This window comes from Shewanella glacialimarina (assembly GCF_020511155.1).
GTDB classification, from domain to species: Bacteria; Pseudomonadota; Gammaproteobacteria; order Enterobacterales; family Shewanellaceae; genus Shewanella; species Shewanella glacialimarina.
The window spans coordinates 1,754,449-1,772,807 of the sequence record NZ_CP041216.1 but is presented as its reverse complement, the minus strand read 5'-3'; the positions used below and the strand labels follow the sequence as shown (position 1 = coordinate 1,772,807).

The 18,359-nt window shown below is 39.6% G+C and carries 16 protein-coding genes; 1 reads left to right on the top strand and 15 read right to left on the bottom strand.

Features of this window, described 5'->3' with window-relative positions; genetic code table 11:
- Window positions 1-74: 74 nt before the first annotated feature.
- The 9 genes from FJ709_RS07640 to FJ709_RS07600 form a co-directional block, all read right to left on the bottom strand.
- The gene (locus FJ709_RS07640) at window positions 75-737 is read right to left on the bottom strand and encodes a hypothetical protein (protein WP_226415093.1); all 663 of its coding nucleotides are present in this window, start codon (window positions 735-737) and stop codon (window positions 75-77) included.
- Between the two features lie 89 nt (window positions 738-826).
- Complete coding sequence (locus FJ709_RS07635) at window positions 827-1,258, bottom strand: hypothetical protein (RefSeq protein ID WP_226415091.1); 432 nt, start codon at window positions 1,256-1,258, stop codon at window positions 827-829.
- Window positions 1,259-1,323: 65 nt separating this feature from the next.
- Entirely contained in the window at window positions 1,324-2,355 is a 1,032-nt protein-coding gene (locus FJ709_RS07630; protein WP_226415089.1) for a hypothetical protein, read from the bottom strand.
- 74 nt (window positions 2,356-2,429) lie between these two features.
- Window positions 2,430-2,873 carry a hypothetical protein gene (locus FJ709_RS07625; protein WP_226415086.1) on the bottom strand — a complete coding sequence of 148 codons (444 nt, stop codon included), beginning with the start codon at window positions 2,871-2,873 and terminating at the stop codon, window positions 2,430-2,432.
- Window positions 2,874-2,939: 66 nt separating this feature from the next.
- On the bottom strand, window positions 2,940-4,931 hold the full coding sequence (locus FJ709_RS07620; protein WP_226415083.1) for an IPT/TIG domain-containing protein: 1,992 nt from the start codon (window positions 4,929-4,931) through the stop codon (window positions 2,940-2,942).
- 153 nt (window positions 4,932-5,084) lie between these two features.
- Window positions 5,085-5,522: a hypothetical protein gene (locus tag FJ709_RS07615; RefSeq protein WP_226415080.1), complete on the bottom strand. Its 438-nt coding sequence runs from the start codon at window positions 5,520-5,522 to the stop codon at window positions 5,085-5,087.
- A 256-nt stretch (window positions 5,523-5,778) separates the two neighbouring features.
- Window positions 5,779-7,815, bottom strand: coding sequence for a hypothetical protein (locus tag FJ709_RS07610; RefSeq protein ID WP_226415078.1), 2,037 nt, complete (start codon window positions 7,813-7,815; stop codon window positions 5,779-5,781).
- Window positions 7,816-8,018: 203 nt separating this feature from the next.
- Complete coding sequence (locus FJ709_RS07605; protein WP_226415076.1) at window positions 8,019-9,533, bottom strand: MSCRAMM family adhesin SdrC; 1,515 nt, start codon at window positions 9,531-9,533, stop codon at window positions 8,019-8,021.
- A gap of 171 nt (window positions 9,534-9,704) precedes the next feature.
- Window positions 9,705-10,094, bottom strand: coding sequence for a winged helix-turn-helix transcriptional regulator (locus FJ709_RS07600; protein ID WP_226415073.1), 390 nt, complete (start codon window positions 10,092-10,094; stop codon window positions 9,705-9,707).
- Between the two features lie 106 nt (window positions 10,095-10,200).
- On the opposite strand from FJ709_RS07600, the gene FJ709_RS07595 reads away from it, so the two are divergent.
- Complete coding sequence (locus FJ709_RS07595) at window positions 10,201-10,962, top strand: SDR family NAD(P)-dependent oxidoreductase (RefSeq protein WP_226415890.1); 762 nt, start codon at window positions 10,201-10,203, stop codon at window positions 10,960-10,962.
- A gap of 68 nt (window positions 10,963-11,030) precedes the next feature.
- On the opposite strand, the gene FJ709_RS07590 is transcribed toward FJ709_RS07595, so the two are convergent.
- The 6 genes from FJ709_RS07590 to FJ709_RS07565 form a co-directional block, all read right to left on the bottom strand.
- On the bottom strand, window positions 11,031-11,801 hold the full coding sequence (locus tag FJ709_RS07590; protein ID WP_226415071.1) for a substrate-binding periplasmic protein: 771 nt from the start codon (window positions 11,799-11,801) through the stop codon (window positions 11,031-11,033).
- Window positions 11,798-12,409 carry a DUF502 domain-containing protein gene (locus tag FJ709_RS07585; protein ID WP_226415068.1) on the bottom strand — a complete coding sequence of 204 codons (612 nt, stop codon included), beginning with the start codon at window positions 12,407-12,409 and terminating at the stop codon, window positions 11,798-11,800. Before FJ709_RS07585 ends, FJ709_RS07590 begins: the two co-directional genes overlap by 4 nt.
- A gap of 131 nt (window positions 12,410-12,540) precedes the next feature.
- Window positions 12,541-13,251, bottom strand: a complete 711-nt coding sequence (gene phoU / locus FJ709_RS07580) for a phosphate signaling complex protein PhoU (RefSeq protein ID WP_226415065.1) — start codon at window positions 13,249-13,251, stop codon at window positions 12,541-12,543.
- Between the two features lie 108 nt (window positions 13,252-13,359).
- A complete protein-coding gene (gene pstB / locus FJ709_RS07575) occupies window positions 13,360-14,178 on the bottom strand; it encodes a phosphate ABC transporter ATP-binding protein PstB (RefSeq protein WP_226415063.1) in 819 nt (272 codons plus the stop codon).
- Window positions 14,179-14,204: 26 nt separating this feature from the next.
- Window positions 14,205-15,863, bottom strand: a complete 1,659-nt coding sequence (pstA, locus tag FJ709_RS07570) for a phosphate ABC transporter permease PstA (protein WP_226415060.1) — start codon at window positions 15,861-15,863, stop codon at window positions 14,205-14,207.
- 58 nt (window positions 15,864-15,921) lie between these two features.
- Window positions 15,922-18,174, bottom strand: a complete 2,253-nt coding sequence (locus FJ709_RS07565; RefSeq protein WP_226415057.1) for an ABC transporter permease subunit — start codon at window positions 18,172-18,174, stop codon at window positions 15,922-15,924.
- Window positions 18,175-18,359 lie beyond the last annotated feature (185 nt).

Genomic DNA, 18,359 nt, shown 5'->3' with positions numbered 1-18,359 from the left:
GTTGACTACAGTGCATTACAAACGAGCGGTTCTGGCATAACAATACCAAGCAGAGATTTTGCCCAGTCAAACACTTAAGTCATCATAATATGTGAGGTAAGCAATACGATATATAACAGGAACATCCCACCTAGAAATGTCAGAGGTATTGGATAACGATAACTGATTTTTGGAGAATAACGCTGCTGTATGTATTCGATAAGCTCAGGTAATGCTATTACGTTTACCCGAGATAAATTAACCACTTCGCCATTGTTTAATATTAGACGCGCGTGGGTGTATATCTCGCCCTTGGCGGACGAGTTAAAAATGGCGCTGGGTTTGACATAGCGGTAAATATGATAAAAACGTTGAATACAAATTTCTTCAATTCGACTAAATGGCACATATCCTGTCGAATGCCGCCCCATTAATGCCGTCGGTAATTCAATGGCCTCTTTTGTTAAGGTTGCTTTCAAACCTTTGTTAGAATAAAGAATAAAATGAAGCATAAAATGGCTAACCAGAATGATGGCTAATGCAGTAAAGGTCGCCTCTAATACATATTGATAATAATCCAATGCTAATAACCCCAATGGAATACCCACTAAACACAGCAAAAATAGCGTCCAAGTGAAGTTAGATAAGGGCCACACTATTCTATTTGATGTTAAAACAACCTTATGCTGTTGTGCCAATTGGTCTGATAAAGAGGAAGTGTTGTTAAATTTTCGGAGCTTGTTTGCTATCCAAGGCATAAAAAATCACTGTAGTCTTGTCGTTAAAAATATAAAAACGGTTAACAAGTTAGTCGTTTTAGTTTGTTTTTATCATCTAAAAACTAAATCTAATTAAACATAAACCATTCATTAGACTCTTTTTCACGACCAAATTGACATTCATAGCTTACAGGTCGCTCCTGTTTAGAAAACTTAACATGAGTTAGAATTGAGCGTTGTTCAACAATATTAAATCCAGCATGCTTACTGTCGCTTGCTGGATTAGGCAGCTCGTTCATCTCGACGACAGTCACACTATCTGCAACTCCTTTTTCCGCAATTCTTCTAGCGTGTTTGGCTTGTCTTTTTATATAGAAATCAACAAATTTAGGATTACTTCTGGTTTTAGGATAATAATATTGAATTAATGACTCTACATCCCCTACCAGCTTATCATTGACAATGTTAACGCATCTTTTCTGTAAATCTTCATCAAACTGAGCTTCTGCAACACTGCTATTGAGCAATACAAATACCACTATAAAAAATAATTTATTCAACCTAATGTCCTTTTTATGTTAATCAATTACGGCTTGTTTAATATCGCCAAACTTAGACCCTTTGTTTAGCGTTTAAGGTATGACATTAACCAGCTGTGAATGGCATAACTATATTTTGTCGGTATTTTATAAGCGAGTTGCTCTGAGCCTTGACGTGTTATCAAATAAGTTATTTTAGCCACATTAACCACACCAATCACTTCAGATAATGGGTATTTTCTTACACCAAATACGCTTGTTTTCACAATCAAATTACCATGGTCAATCTTCAAGCGAGTCGATACGCTGCTATTAATACTAATATAACTAAGACCACTCACAATGATGAATGCTATTAACTGCTGAACGGCAAAAGGGATGTATATAAAACCTTCCATCTCAGACAAATACAACAAAAATACGCTGGTCATTACTGCCCAAAAGATAATACTAACAGCCACAATTCTCTGTCCAATTACTCCTCCCTTTGCAGCTGATATGGTTAACTGTTGAAACCCCGTTTCTTTAATGATTGAGTCATTAGGTAATGGCGTTTTTTGATGGTTTTTCAATAGCCCTTTGGCGCTAAACTTATGTCTTTTATGCTGCACGACCAAGGCTAATTCGGTATCAAAATGTTGCTCAATAAACAACGCAATATCGAGCATAGTTGGAAAACTTCTAATCAAAAGGTTCCACTCTGGGTAGCTGTAGAATTTAAGGCTGTAATGATGTCTAGCCCGCTCAGTGCTATCAAAAAACGCCTCAACTTCACCGCTGGTGAAACCTGACATTTCCAGTAAAGATAAACTGCGATTAGTGACAACCTCCTTATTGGTGGTAATGCCAAACCAAGACTTGGTTTTAATGATTTTTTTATTTACAGCATCAATAACTAATCGGTTAACTTTAAATACGGGGAAGAAAAAACAACAACCGACAAGGGCAATAATAAGTGGCATGAGTAGCTCGCCCGTATCTTGATAACCAAACCAACCTAAATATATAACCCCTGCGCCAAGTGACGCCAACACTATTCCAAAAATAAAATCGATGATGCCACCAGTATCTTGCAGCACAATGCAATCATCTGTCTGCTTACAAATTTTATAACTCATAAATCCCTTTAATATGCTTTAGGCATTAAAAAAGCAAAGCCCTATTGATTTAACAATAGGGCTTGTTTACTTAGCTAAGGTTTTTGGGCAAGGTACCAGCGATTATCTTCAAATTGTTCAAAAGAGCACGAACTACGTCTATAACGCTTCATAACACCCGCTTGATATTTTATGCTTATGCTTTTAACTGGATGACCTTTATATTCTGATTTTTCAACTTCATCCTTCATATCAAAAAGTTCATACTCAGTTAACGACTCAGCACCAAAGCGTTTTAAATGGCCTTCATACCATTTTTTCTCCAATCTTTCTGCACGGCTCACCATTGATTTAGGCAATAAATGGAAAAAAATCTCAGGATCATTTTTCAAATAACTATTAACCATATAGTCTTGGCAGACGGCCTTTAGGTTCGCATCTGAGCCATCTTCAATCCCCGCGAAGCGCTCCAAGGCACTCGCTGAAGTACTGAATAGCATCATGCTACTTAGTGTTATAAGGCTTGCTACTGATCTCATATTAATCTCCATTTAACTTATATACTCCGGTATCTATTTTTTAAAAAAGCAAAGTAAACCATGCTGTTATTTAATATCATTGCCAAAAGCCCGTAGCTTTTCGAAAAACGCATTTTGTGCGTTTGCATCAGCAAAACTAAAGAAGTAGATATCTTGTTGTAATTGGCTATACACATAATCATATAGCGCAGGGTATGACGGGTTTGTTTTCATCGACTCAAGCGTCAGTTTAGGGTGGCCATATGTCAACCATGCAAACAGTGTCGTATCCAAAGAAACGGTCTGAATATCATTACCTTGAATAGGTAATGCATACAACTTTATGTATTCAGCGTCTTTCTTTACATACAGGGTTAGCAATGGGTCGTTTAGCGCTGGAAGATCCACTACCGTTACCCCAGAGGCATTGAGATCTTTCACATTGCCGCCAGCATCACGATAGTACAAACGGTCATACTGACTTGACAAAGCTTTGGGTACAGATAAGCGTATTGAAAATTCATTTTTTATTTTTAGTCGATGACTATTGCCCTTACCCCATCCATTTTGTAACTGAACAGAAAACTGGCTTATCTCATGTGGAATTTTAAATTCAATTTCTTTGCTGTTAGAAAGGGAATGACTTTTAACATTGATATCACCGAACCATGCCGAAGTATTGTAGTTAAAGTTCCAACCTTTGAATCTAATCACCTCTCCTTTAGCATAGGTTCGATTATCAAATTCAGTGATAATGGGCACTTCAGGCGCTAATAACTCGAATTGACTGGTATTAGTCTGTGTATCCATAGATGAATAGACAAACACACTGCTTGCAAGACTACTCGTTTGAAGAATACTCAGTGGCGGTATTTTTAACCTCAGTTTTCCATGGTTATCACTCACCACTTTTTGATTAAACAGCTCATCACCAATACGTAATACAAGGGTATATTCGGTATTGTTTGCAAATGTACCCGATAGTGAAATAGTTTGCCCTTGTATTGATTGCCCCGAAAGCTGCGTCTGCTCAGTTAAAATGGTACTTACGCCATATAACTTAAATTTTGTAGCATTAGAATCTGACTCAGCAACTTGAACAAGCCTGTTACTATCATAAATATCAAAAATGTCGTCTGCATCATCATCTAAATCAATATAATCAGGTGTATTATCGGCATCGGTGTCTACCGGTATGCCCATGTTAATTGCTTCAACAGCATCGATAATATTATTACCATCACTGTCTGTATCAACAAAATTACCCAGGCTATCTTTATCAGCATCAGTGAATGACTCAAGCCAATCTGGCAAGCCATCGTTATCGGAGTCATCATCTAAAAAGTTAGCAATTCCGTCGTTATCGACGTCAGTATTTAATTGACCATTTCTGTAAACATAATACTCGTAACTATCCTTAATACCGTCATTATCAGTATCGGCGGCATGTAGGTTCATACCTAACGCTATTTCTGTTATGTCTGACACACCATCAGAGTCACTATCTATCGACACTTGCGCTGTATATGACGCATCCCCCACTTGCCTTAATGAAGAAATACTTAAATACGCAGTGGTATTACCGTTGGGGAAATAGATAAAATGATATTTAAAGCCATTAACAGGTTTAATATTGTCTTCACGGTATGTAACGAGTTGAGAGCCATTTTTATCGAATAAATTTGCCGTAGGATTAAAGTTATTATTACTCGATAAAATAATAATACTTAACCTATCTTCTGGCGAAATTAGCTCTGTTGGGAATGTAATTTTAAACACATCGGTATCACCTGAGTTGGGCAATGTGCCTAAAATACGAAAAGGGAAATGTCCCGCTACGTCATCAGCGGTTTCAACAAGGTTATTTTGCTCACTTTCTTGCAGTGTGAAAAATTCACTTTTAGCCGCATCGAACGGATAATCGTCTTGCTCATCTGGCACGCCATCGCCGTCTTCATCTTTATTTTCCCAGGTGCCTGTTTGTTGTCCTGTAGTTTTAGCTGCGACTTCAGGGCTATAACTGGTAAGACTCAGACTGATTAGCATTAAAACTACCAGCTTAAAAAGTGTTTGGTTCATTGTTTACATCCTTATAAAACATCATCCATTGTCCATTATGTGCTTGGTCAAAAGCGGCGCGCAGGCCACTTTACATATTATTTATTCACTTTTGGATATTTAGTTTCAGTATCCCCAGCTGAAACTAAGGCCGATTCAGGCTGAAGTGTTAGCTTATATATTGGTCATGTACCAATTTCCGGAAGCTTTCTCTTGCACAAAGTGGCAGGCAGGCTTAAAGATGGGACCATCTTCAAACTCAATCTTGGGCAATACCAGCACTTTTTTGACAATATCAAAGGGCAGTTCACGATCGCTTTCAATAATGGCTACCTCCTCGGAGCTTAATATCTCCACGGATGAAATCTCTTCTGTTCTGTAACGTCCACGACTCTTCATTCTTTTGCCCATATATTTTTTGAAAAACGCAAATTGCTTTTCATCTTCTTTCGCCACTGGAGGATAATAGGTAAGCACGGCCTCTAAATCGCCAGCAATAATCTCTTTTTGCAGCGCAATGCATTTTTGGTTGAGCGCCTCATAGCTTTCCGCCTGTACGGTAAAAACAGGTAACAGACCTATGAGTCCCAAAATGAGTGTATTTTTAAGCATGAACTGTCTCTCCTTTAATCGATAAAAATAGATGAATGCATTAATTTGCGATTTTTCTGTATTTCCGCCTAAAGTTCACCTAACCCTAATCAGTTGAATAGTTTTAATTAGTTTTAATTAGTTTTGTCAGGGTAAACTTTCTAGGAGAAGGGTGACACATATCATTGTGTGGCTTTTTCTTCCCTAAAAGGCGTGATCAATAAGTTTATTCATCGCCGCCCAACGTTGTCCTTAAGTTGCCATAAGTGAACCTAGTTTATCTTTTTTCTGATAGTGTCTTACCAAATGCTGTTACAGCGACTACCGCCGCCTGCTCCAATGCTAAGTATTGACTGTCAGCGGTGTACTCAAGGTTGCTCAAGTGCCCAGAAATATAATTGGATAATTTTTTTACTTCAGGCAGATCACCAATGTCATCATAAATATCTAGCCATTTAGAGGCTGGAACGCGTTTTCTTATTCTAGACTTATACCACGCGGCTGAAATGGCTCTGTCGAGCGGAGAGAGACTCACTCCCGCCTGCTCACCAAATGCTGTCCGATAAAAGTAAGGCAATTTTTTACCTTGTTCGTTTTGATACATCACGATGATAACGTCATGCCCAGAACCAACAATAACCTCTGTCACTCCCTGCGAATTAAACATGCTAGGCTCTGTCGCTGGTGAATGAAGTGAAACAACAAAAAGCTTAATAAAATCAACATTATTAATGACTTCAGCATTGATATCTGCAACGACGCTTTTTCCAACGTTAATCATTCGGCTATTGCCTTTTCCATAACTGTTTTTTAACGTAATTTCAATTTCTGAAGGCAGGCCTGAAGGTAAAATAAATGTCAGCTTTGATGATGAATGTATAGTGGGATCAATTATTAACTCACCAATTATCACCTTGGTATCGTCGAAAAAATGCTTTCCAGATAACTCTACAAGTTCACCTTCGCTAACATACGGATTATTCAGCGAGTTGAAAATTGGAATGTCTTCATCTGAATAACTTATTAACACTTTATTTGAACGAAAATCATCGGCAACAAAAAACAGGTTAACGGCGCCTCTTGGCATAACGAAATTTACTTTATCGGCGCTATTTGACGTTACAGGCATGTTTATGGGCGGAACCGCTTTACCCATATCAAATACCAAAAATCCACTGCCGGTGAGTCCATGGCCACTAATGCTGTGCGCTTCGCCCGCAATTTGAACCCCATGTATCTCGTCGCCACTATAAATATATGACAAATAAACGATGTTTTTATAACCCGTGTCTCCTGGCATGGCAACGCGCAGTGCATTCAATGGGTCGTTATCATGAATATCCAACCATCCATCATTGTCATCATCCACGTCCAAGAAATCATACAGGCGATCATTATCTAAATCTCTTGGAGCCATACTTGTGTCTTTAACTTCAACATCGTCATTTATGCCATTACCGTCGGAGTCAAGGTCTACAAAGCTGGCAAAACCGTCGTGATCGAAATCGAAAATACCTTCAACTCGATCAAGGATGCCATCGTCATCACTATCATTATCAAGCCAGTTGGGTACTCCGTCTTTATCTATGTCATGTGCCAATACATCATCATACTCATAGACATAAAATTCATTTGCATCAAATATTCTGTCTCTGTCAGTGTCAATGGAGAAGTTTGAAAACCCATAAGCGGACTCCAATGAGTCATCAAGACCATCAACATCAATATCTTCAAAAACGTGTACTTGATAACTGTACTCAGGTGCACCGCGTCTTTGCTGATCATTGACAACTAAATAATAAATCCCATCTATCGCTAAGGTAAAAGTAACCGCATAACGAACCCGTCCTACTGGAGAGAAATTTGTTGGCACTGGAGTCAGTGATTCACCGCTTTTGTTGAGTATGGTGACATAAGGCGCAAAATCTGAATTTTCTGACTTTAGAATAACGGTTTCCGCTTTACGACCAACCGAATTAAACTTGAATAGATCAATATCCAGTTTATGCTGGATGGCACCATTAACCCTGAAAGGCACGCCATCTTTAATTGAGTTTGCAACCGCTAAATGATTGTTAAACTCTTTTTCATACACTAATTCGTATTCAGACTTGGTGGCATCAAATGGATAATCGTCTTGCTCATCTGGCACGCCATCGCCGTCTTCATCCTTGTTTTCCCAGGTACCTGTTTGTTGCCCTGTAGTTTTAGCTGCGGTGTTAACTGCAGTTTTAGCTGCGACTTCAGGGCTATAACTGGCAACGCTCATACTGGTAACTATTAAAACTACCAGCTTAAAAAGTGTTTGGTTCATTGTGTACATCCTTATAAAACATCATCCATTGTCCATTATGTGCTTGTACTCGCTTATCAATAAAATGAAGCGGCTAGCGGTTTGAGTTCATTTGTATTGTTAATCTATCTGATTGATAAACGGTATTTTTGCAGATATCTGCTATTTGCTTACCAAGCGATTGCATTTGATATAATCCCCCATATTCAAACTCAAACTCAAACTCAAAAAGCAGCGTTATTGATAATCAGTGTTAGCGTATTACTTTTCCCGTATGTATTTTTGACATAAAGCTCACCAGATTTAATGGTGTTAGGGATAGTAATAGATAGTTCGGTAGGGGTAATTTTGGTCGGTATAATTTCAATACCTGAAACAAATACCGTCGTTTGTTCATTGAATTTTTGACCTGTAATAACCAGGTGCGCATTAGGAGAAGTGTGTAGCTTTTCTTGGCCTAGCAGTATTGGAATATATTGATTTCGATATTCAATAATGACTTCATTTGATGTAATTGTGTTTAAAGTAACAAACCTTATGTTGCTCGCATTAGCAGGTAATACAAAATCTATACTGCCATCTGCGTTAGCACTAACAGACATATTAATCGGCACACGGGTATTTCGATTAAAAACCAACAGGCCGTCGGTTAAGCCCTCACCGGTTAATCGATGCATTTTATTTGAAATCATTATATTTTTTATCGGTGTTTCCCCATCAAGCAGGTAATAGATACTGGCTATATCTTTATAACTATCAGTGCCATAAGGTGCTGACTTCACCTTAACTAGAGGCTCTTGATCATGAACATCTAGAATAAGATCATTATCATCATCAAGGTCAATAAAATCGGCCACTGAATCAGCATCTGAATCGATTGGCGCTGAACTACTGCCCCCGACATCCACTGCATCTGATATGCCATTACCGTCAGAATCTAAATCAACTAACGCTGCAAGACCATCTTGGTCTAAATCAGATGAACCTTCATACTGATCTTTAATTCCATCACCATCAGCATCTTTATCAAGCCAATTAGGTATACCGTCATTATCCATATCATGATTATTGACATGAAATTCGTCACCATCAAAGGCGCCATCAGAGTCAGAATCTTGTGAATAAAGTGCAAACCCAAAAGCGCTTTCGTGTGAATCATTAATCGCATCAACATCATGATCAAAAAATACATCTATGGTGTATGTGTAATCAGCATTGCCTTGAAATCGCTTATCATTAATCACTAAATAATAAACACCAGACTGCCGAGGTTTAATTTGGATTGCACGTTTAAACTGACCAACAGGATGATAGTTAGGCACCCAAGTATTGATAGCGATTCCATCACTTCCAAGCACTGCCATTCCAGGATTTAGCTTGTCACTTATAGAGGAGAGTAAAAATGTCAGTTGCTGACCGGACTCAAGTTGCAATTTATAGAAATCTAAATCATTAATTTGTTGAATAACACCTGATAATCTTGCGGGTACTTCACTAACAATCGTGGCAACATCTTGGTTATTATTAAATTCTTGTTCATGCACAAGCTTATATTTTGATTGGCTCGCATCAAATGGATAATCGTCTTGCACATCCGGCACACCATCGCCGTCTTCATCTTTATTTTCCCAGGTGCCTAATGGCTGTTTAGCTTGTTTGGCTGCTAAGTCACTACTAGTACTGACCAAGGTGGATCCTACTGTTAACAACATCGCTAACCAAAGTGCATTATGTTTCATTGAATATATCCCTATAAAAATCCATTTATGTACAACATCCCTCAATCATTTATCAGTTACACTTCACCGCCCTATCGACAATGTCTTTATTTTCTGTGATTTGCATCCTGTTAAATACATTAACGTCCGTGTTTAGTCCTATTTTAAATGTCTATTTGTTATGCAAAGTGATTAGTCGTTAGCTATTTCGTTATCGTTATCATCAATCTCAATTGTTGTATCAAAATCATTGGATATTTCGACTTGCAGTTTTTCAAGCTCGTCGAGTATGCGAATAAATTTCTCACCAAATTCGGTGACGTTATATTCCACCCTAGGTGGCACTTCGTTAAAGGTGACTCTTTTTAAAATACCAAATTTGGTGTTTTTCTGCAGGCAAGTGTTCAGCACTTTAGTGGTTAATCCATCCACCGACCGCACCATTGCCCCAGGCCGATTAATACCATCAGACAATAATTGATACACGGTTAATGACCATTTACAGCCATAAATAGTCTCTACCATTCGGGCACTTCGCTCGGGAGCTGACTTCTTTAAATATTTTTTTTCGTTAGTTTTCATTAAAACGTACCAATATGTACCTACTACACTTGATTGTGCCTACTTTTCAATAGGCTAACGGCTTTTGTAATATGTGTCCACACCTTACAAACAAGTTGAGAAAATGATGATACCAACACAAGTGGCAATGATTATAGGCGGTTCAAGCGGCATGGGGCTGGAGACAGCAAAGCAACTTCACCAACAAGGTGTTGATGTTATTATTATTGGCCGTGATACCGATAAGTTAGCCCAAGCAAAACAGATGTTAGCGGGCGCGGCGAAGGTTGAATCAATTGAAGCGGACCTTTACTCAGCTACAGATGTAGAACGGCTAATTAGCACGATTAATCAATCGACTCGCCACATTAAATATCTTGTTAATGCTGCAGGTTATTTTAACCCTACCCCATTTTTAGACCACAAAGTGGAAGATTTTGATATTTATGCTGATTTAAATCGTGCGACCTTTTTTATCTCCCAGGCGGTTGCCAATAATATGCGTCATCATGGTGGAGGCTCTGTGGTCAATATTGGTTCTATGTGGGCACATCAGGCGATTAAGGCGACGCCATCATCTGCATATTCGATGGCTAAAGCTGGGCTTCATTCACTTACTCAGCATATGGCAATGGAATTAGCCGACTATAACATCCGGGTTAATGCGGTAGCGCCTGCTGTGGTTAACACCCCAATATATGGCGCATTTATCGACGAAAAAGACATGGACAGCGTGCTGGCTTCTTTCGATGCATTTCATCCTATCGGTAGAATTGGCACTGCGACAGATATTGCCAACACGGTTTGCTTCTTACTTGGGGATCAATCAACTTGGGTAACCGGTGCCATATGGGATATTGACGGCGGCGTAATGGCAGGCAGGAACTAATTTTTAAATCTGGCTGAATGTTAAAAAGGCCTAGTCGCCTTTTTAACTTAATCACGGCGTATTTAATATTAATCTAATACGTTTTTCTCAGCATCGGCAATTATCGCGTGTAACTTACCCGACTTAACTAAGTCCTTAATGCCGTTATCGATAATAGGCACAAGCTCTTTTTTGTTCGGATGAATATATACATAAACAGGTTGCGTTTTTATAGTTGCTGATTGCACGATTAAATTCTTTGCGTGCATTTTATTGATAGTAGCCATGCCATCCATATAACTGGCAATGACCACATCAACTCTTTTCTTGTCCAATAAATCCATCATTTTTTCAGTTGTAGTCGAGTAGAATACCTTTTTAGGATCAAGCCCTAAGTTTTGTGTATGCTTTACCCCGGTTAATACCCCTACATTTAAATTAATAATATCGGCAACAGATGCGATTTTATACTGAGTATCTTTACGGGTAAAAAAAGCAGTTTTTATTTCATAATATGACGTTGGTACCCTAATAAAATCGGGGTTATCTTCACCATAACGCCAAACTCGCATAATTTCACCGCTGACTAACCCCTCACGCATATTCCGTTCAGCACGCGGAGCGGGTAACATTTCAATATTACAATGTAACTTCTGGATAAAACAAATCTCACCTAATACTACTCTACCAATATTTTGAATTGATGAATCAGCAACACCCACAAAATGAGTAGCACTATCGTCACTAAATACTTGGGGAGTAAAACCCAGAATAAACAGGCATAAAAGCGACTTTAGCTTTTTTTGACAACCTCTATACGCTTGAAATGAAATAAATAATCTAACCAGCTCATCCTTCATTGGGAGCTCTCTTGTTGTTTTGCGACATCATTAGCTTTAGTCGCTGTAATACCTGCTGTCAAATTAAACCGCATAGCATCTTCAAATGACCAATCCACTTCAATTAAATCTTCACGCCTAACCAGTGTGGTTACCCCAGCCATTTGATAACTTAATTGAAACAATACCGGCACCCAATCGCCTTCGGGCAAAGCATCAGCTAAAGGTTGAGGCGGTTTATCGCTCATAATAGAGCCGACGATATAGCTACCATTAGCTTGTTTGATTAACACAGTTTGTTGCGCCTTATGATTACTATCACGGTTCATTAAACCCGCTAAGTCCCTAATACTGCCATAAACTGACTTGAATAAAGGGAACCTCATTAATTGGCGCTCTAACCAGCCATAAAGTAGCACTATTGGGCTGACCGAAAATAACAGACCGGCAATAAACACAATGATCGCCACTAAGATAAATCCCGCACCGACAAACAAATCTTCAATACCTAGCAGGCTGAGTAATAACTTGCCAAGCCCATCCAGTGAGATAAATAATGACCAGAATAACCATATAGATAACACCATAGGTAATAAGTTGGTCAGTCCGCGTGCTAATGTGTTTTTCATAGTGTGAATAATTAATTTTCGTTGCCAATATTCTGGCTATTAAAGCAAATAAAAACGCCTTAAGCGATGACTTAAGGCGTTTTATTATAGGTAGGGTTTATTTACATATGCAGGCCATCAAACAAAATGGTTTACAGTTTTAAGTCTTTTTCCATATCTTCATATGAGGTGTGACGAACATCTTTACCCTTAACGTAGTAAATAATGTACTCACAGATATTTTTACAACGGTCGCCAACTCGCTCTACAGCACGCGCGGCCCATAACACATCAAGTACACCCGGTATTGAACGCGGGTCTTCCATCATGTATGTCATTAATTGACGAATAATACCTTCATATTCTTTGTCTAATTTAGCATCTTCTTTATGCAACTCTAAGGCTTGCTCGGCATCCATACGTGCTAATGCATCCAATGTAGCGTGTAACGTACGCGTTGCATGACGCCCCATACTTTCAATGCTAACCAATAATGGCTCTTGGCTTTTAGCCCGTTTGTCTACTGCCGCTTTAGCAATACGTACACAGGCATCGCCAATGCGTTCTAAATCAGTAATGGTTTTAGAAATAGCAAGTATTAAACGCAAATCGCTAGCTGCAGGCTGACGCTTGGCAATGATACGAGTACATTCCTCGTCAATCGCCACTTCCATACCGTTAACTTTATGATCGCCTTCGATAACCGTTTTAGCCAATTCAGCATCTAGGCCAGCTAATGCATCTAATGCCTGTTCTAGCTGGCGCTCTACCAAGCCACCCATTGCCAGCACGCGATTACGAATATCATCAAGTTCTGCGTTAAATTGACCTGAGATATGCTTGTTTAAATTTACTTTTTCCATTTTATTCAACCCTAAGCTAATTTTTGAACTTTACGCCAATCTTTTCAATTGTACCCTAAGCCTACCATACCGAGCATTTGGCTTGACAGTATCATTATTGAGTAACAATTAACCGTAACGGCCGGTGATATAATCTTCTGTTTTACGTTTTTTGGGCGTAGTAAATATGGTGTTAGTATCAGCATACTCAACTAACTCGCCCATATACATAAACGCTGTGTTATCAGATACTCGGGCAGCCTGTTGCATATTGTGTGTCACAATGACTACGGTATATTTTTGCTTCAGCTCAGTGATCAATTCTTCAATCGTTAAGGTTGAAATAGGGTCAAGTGCCGATGTTGGCTCATCGAGTAACAACACTTCTGGCTCAATGGCAATGGCACGGGCAATAACTAGACGTTGCTGCTGACCACCTGATAAACCAAAGGCATTATCATGCAAACGATCTTTTACTTCATCCCAAATGGCTGCGCCACGTAATGAACGCTCTGCCGCTTCATCAAGTTCACGACGATTATTTAACCCTTGCAAACGTAAACCGTAAACTACGTTTTCATAAATTGACTTAGGAAACGGGTTCGGACGCTGGAACACCATACCGACATTACGTCTTAGCGCTGCCACATCAACTTTTTTATCATAAATATTCTGACCGTGAAGTAAAATTTCACCTTCTATTTTACAGATGTCCACCAAGTCATTCATGCGATTAATACAACGCAATAAGGTTGATTTACCGCAGCCACTTGGGCCAATAAAGGCAGTGACCTGCTTTTTAGGTATTTTCATCGACACATTAAATAGCGCCTGCTTTTCTGCGTAACGTAAATCTAGGTTACGGATTTCTAAAGCGGTATCCTCTGCAGGTAAGTTAGCTAAATCTACAGTTTCAGTTTGCATGTTTGTACGATCAATCGAAATCATTTTAATTTTCCCTCTGGATATCGCTATTAGTGTTCTAGCGAACGGAATTTTTCACGTAAATGGTTACGCACGCTAATGGCGGTTAAATTTAACGCGACAATTACCGAGACTAATAAAAACGAGGTAGCGTAAACCAAAGGACGCGCTGCCTCAACGTTAGGGCTTTGGAAGCCTACGTCATAAATATGGAAGCCTAAGTGCATAAACTTTCGCTCTAAATGCACAAATGGAAAGTTCATATCTATTGGCAGTGTTGGGGCAAGTTTCACCACACCCACTAACATTAAAGGAGCAACCTCACCGGCGGCGCGCGCAACGGCTAAAATTAACCCGGTCATAATAGCTGGACTCGCCATTGGAATAACAATCCGCCATAGAGTTTCGGCTTTCGTCGCCCCTAACGCTAAACTGCCTTGACGCACAGCACTTGGAATACGGCTTAAACCTTCTTCAGTCGATACAATCACTACGGGTAAGGTTAAGATAGCTAAAGTGAGTGCAGACCAAATTACCCCTGGCGAACCAAATGTTGGCGCGGGTAACGCCTCAGGGTAGAACAATTGGTCAAGTGAACCACCTAGCATGTACACAAAGAAGCCTAAACCGAACACACCGTAAACAATAGATGGCACGCCAGCTAAGTTAATCACCGCTATGCGTATCATCTTAGTAATCGGGCCTTTTTTAGCGTATTCGTGTAAGTATATCGCTGCAACTACACCAAATGGGGTCACGATAACTGCCATTAGCATGACCATAAACACGGTACCAAATATGGCTGGAAACACCCCGCCCTCGGTATTTGCTTCGCGAGGGTCGTCACTAACAAACCGCCCCATACCAATAAACCAGTGGCCAATTTTACTGATAAAACTCATGTGATTAACATAGTTAACATCAAGAATACTGTCTAGCTTTAAGGTCACCTCTTCGCCGCGCATATCGCGAATAATTACCGAGTCCCGTGCCGCTTTGTCACGTAATGCAAAAAGTGACTTTTCAAGCACTAAGTAATCTTGGTTAAGTTGATAAATGCCAGCTTCAATTTCTGCTTTGGTTGCTGCGGTTAACTTACCTTCTAACTCGTACTTACGCTCTTTTAAGCGTAGACGTTCAATTTCATAGTTAATTGTACCTATATCACTTTTCTGTAACGTTAACGCTTCGTCACCAATATCAACCGCACGGTTGATATGATCAATCAATGACGTTTCAAGCGCGCCACCTTCAAGCGCTAAGCGCTTACCATCTTCGATAACTGCAATGGGATAACCGTAAAAGTTACCATTTTTGGTACGCTCAAATTTTGCGACATCTGATGGCGTGCTACGACTCACTATGTCTGTCGCTAATATCCATCTAAAATCTAAACCAACAAATTCACGGTTACCGGTTTTCACCAAGTAGCGCGTCACAAACTCTCCAGGATGTTGGTTAAATTGGTGCCCAGCTGATATTAAGCGTTCAGTGGGTACTTCTTCCCGGTCATAAATTTCGCCAATAAGGGTACTTTTAATGCCTTTTTGATTCTGTAATTCCCACTGATAAACTTCAGCAGGCCAAAAGTAACTTAAGCCACGCCAAGCAATCAATAGTAATAAGCCTATCACGGCAATCAAACTGATACTTACTGCGCCACCTGTCATCCAAATCCATGGTGAGCCTGATTTAAACCACTTACCCATTATATAAACCTCTCAAGACGACCGCGGTAATTGTGTATATAAAAGTCATCATTATTCCTTAAAGCGAACTGTAGCGGTCACGTAAACGTTGACGAACTACCTCTGCAATGGTGTTGAATACGAAGGTGAATATAAACAGCACGAATGCAGCTAAGAACAACACGCGATAATGAGATGAACCAATAGCAGATTCTGGCATTTCTACTGCAATATTTGCCGCAAGTGTTCTCATACCTTCAAACACACTCCACTCCATTATGGCGGTATTACCTGTTGCCATAAGTACAATCATGGTCTCACCAACAGCACGACCTAACCCCATCATAATCGCAGAGAAAATACCTGGACTTGCAGTCAGTAATACAACTCGCGTGAGGGTTTGCCAGTTTGTCGCACCTAACGCTAGGCTACCATTAGATAAATGGCGCGGTACTGAGAAAATAGCATCTTCAGCAATAGAGAAAATGGTTGGAATAACCGCAAACCCCATGGCAATACCGACTACTAACGCGTTGCGTTGGTCAAAGGTAATACCTAAATCATTAGTAATAAACTGACGCGTGTTGCCATCAAAAAACATGATTTCGATTGTTGGGCTAATAGCAAATGAAAACCAGCCAACAAAAATAATCACCGGAATTAACATTATTTCCTGATAAGTTTCAGGCAAACGTTGCTTCCATTTTTGTGGCAACTTACTCCAACAAAATGCGCTGGTTAAAATAGAGGTAGGTAATAGTATCAACAAGGCTAAAATGCCGGGTAAATGATCTTCAATCAGCGGAGCTAACCATAAACCGGCTAAAAATCCCAAAATAACTGTCGGCAGTGCTTCCATAATTTCAATGGTAGGTTTAACCACATTGCGCACTTTAGGTGTCATAAAGTATGCCGTGTAGATAGCACCAGCAATGGCCAATGGCACAGCAAATAGCATGGCATAAAATGCGGCTTTCATAGTACCAAACGCTAACGGCATCAAGCTGAGTTTTGCTTCAAAATCATCTGAACCAGAGGTTGACTGCCATACATACTGTGGTTCAGGATACCCTTCATACCACACTTTTTGCCACATAGCGCTCCACGAAACTTCAGGATGACTATTTTCAACGGCTAGTAAATGTAACTGTTTGTCAGCTTCAATGATAAGCGCATTTGAACGTGGACTAAATGACATCAACCCAGGGTCAGCTAGGTCAAATTTCTCATCAAACAAATTACGTTGGCTGGTAGCATATAATAGGGTTAACTCTCCTTCAGGGCTTAATACTGCAAAGCTTTTACGATAAAACTCTGTCGCCATTGTGCCAATTGGAGCTAACTCGTCAAACTCACGAATGTACTGATATAAACGGCCGTTATCACTATTCACTTGAAAAAACTGACTAACAATACCTGTGTCATAACTGACCAATATTGAACTAGCACCGGCAAGTAAATTCACCTGTTTAATATGAGCATCGCCTTTTGTCACATCAATCACTTGCATCAACTCAACGGCTTCTGCATCACTGATATCATAAACATACAGCTTATTGGCTGATGGTAGAATAAGTTGGCGATGATCAGGGGTCATTAGTGGCATTAATGATTTAGACGGCGCTTCTTCAATAATAGAATGATATGAAACCCACTCAACCTCTTCGGTCATCATATTTTCTTCACCATCAAGGCGATTGATATTCCACACACCCTGTTGGTCTTGAAACACAAAGCTCATGCGGTTGTCTGAAAAATCAAATGCTAAATGATGAACTGAACCATTAGCATTAATCGTTAATGGCTCTTCGTTCAAATAACGAACTTTAGGGGTAATCAAGCGTTGATTGTCAGGATAAGTGACCTCGAAATCGATTCCCAGTACCAGCACCTGACCATTACTTAATCCCAATGCAAAGCGTTGCTCATTCGGACTTGATTTCGCACTACTAGTCACGGTAGTTCCGATTGGAAGCTTAACAATATGCGAGGTGATAAGTTGGTTTGTTACCGAAGAATAAAAATCCACTTGGCCATCGTTTGCCACGCGAAATAACACTTCATTCTGTTCATCACTACCAACCATTAAGGTAGGCACATCAGTGTGCAACATGCTCACCTTGGTGCTAGGCTGAATATCAGCACCGTCGAAAATAGGTTTAATCACGTATAGCAGATAGAAAAATATCAGTAATAACGCAACAAACACCATGGTGCCACCGACAGTGACGGCAACTTGTGCTGCTTTATCCTTAAATGCTCTGCGTGTTGCATAGCGATCTACAAGTAGATTTTTAGCCGCAGAACCAGGTTGACTTACCTGACTTTCCATTAAGAACCTCTATATTTAATCATTCACTAAAATAGCGCTTTGATTGTGTAATTTACTGTGTTAACAATAAATGCTGATGACAATAAATGTCTTTCATTATTAACCCAACTTAAAGTGGTTGGCATTATATGACGTAAAGATGACAGTAGTGTTACAGTCAGAATTTTAGTTTCATGTAGGAGAGG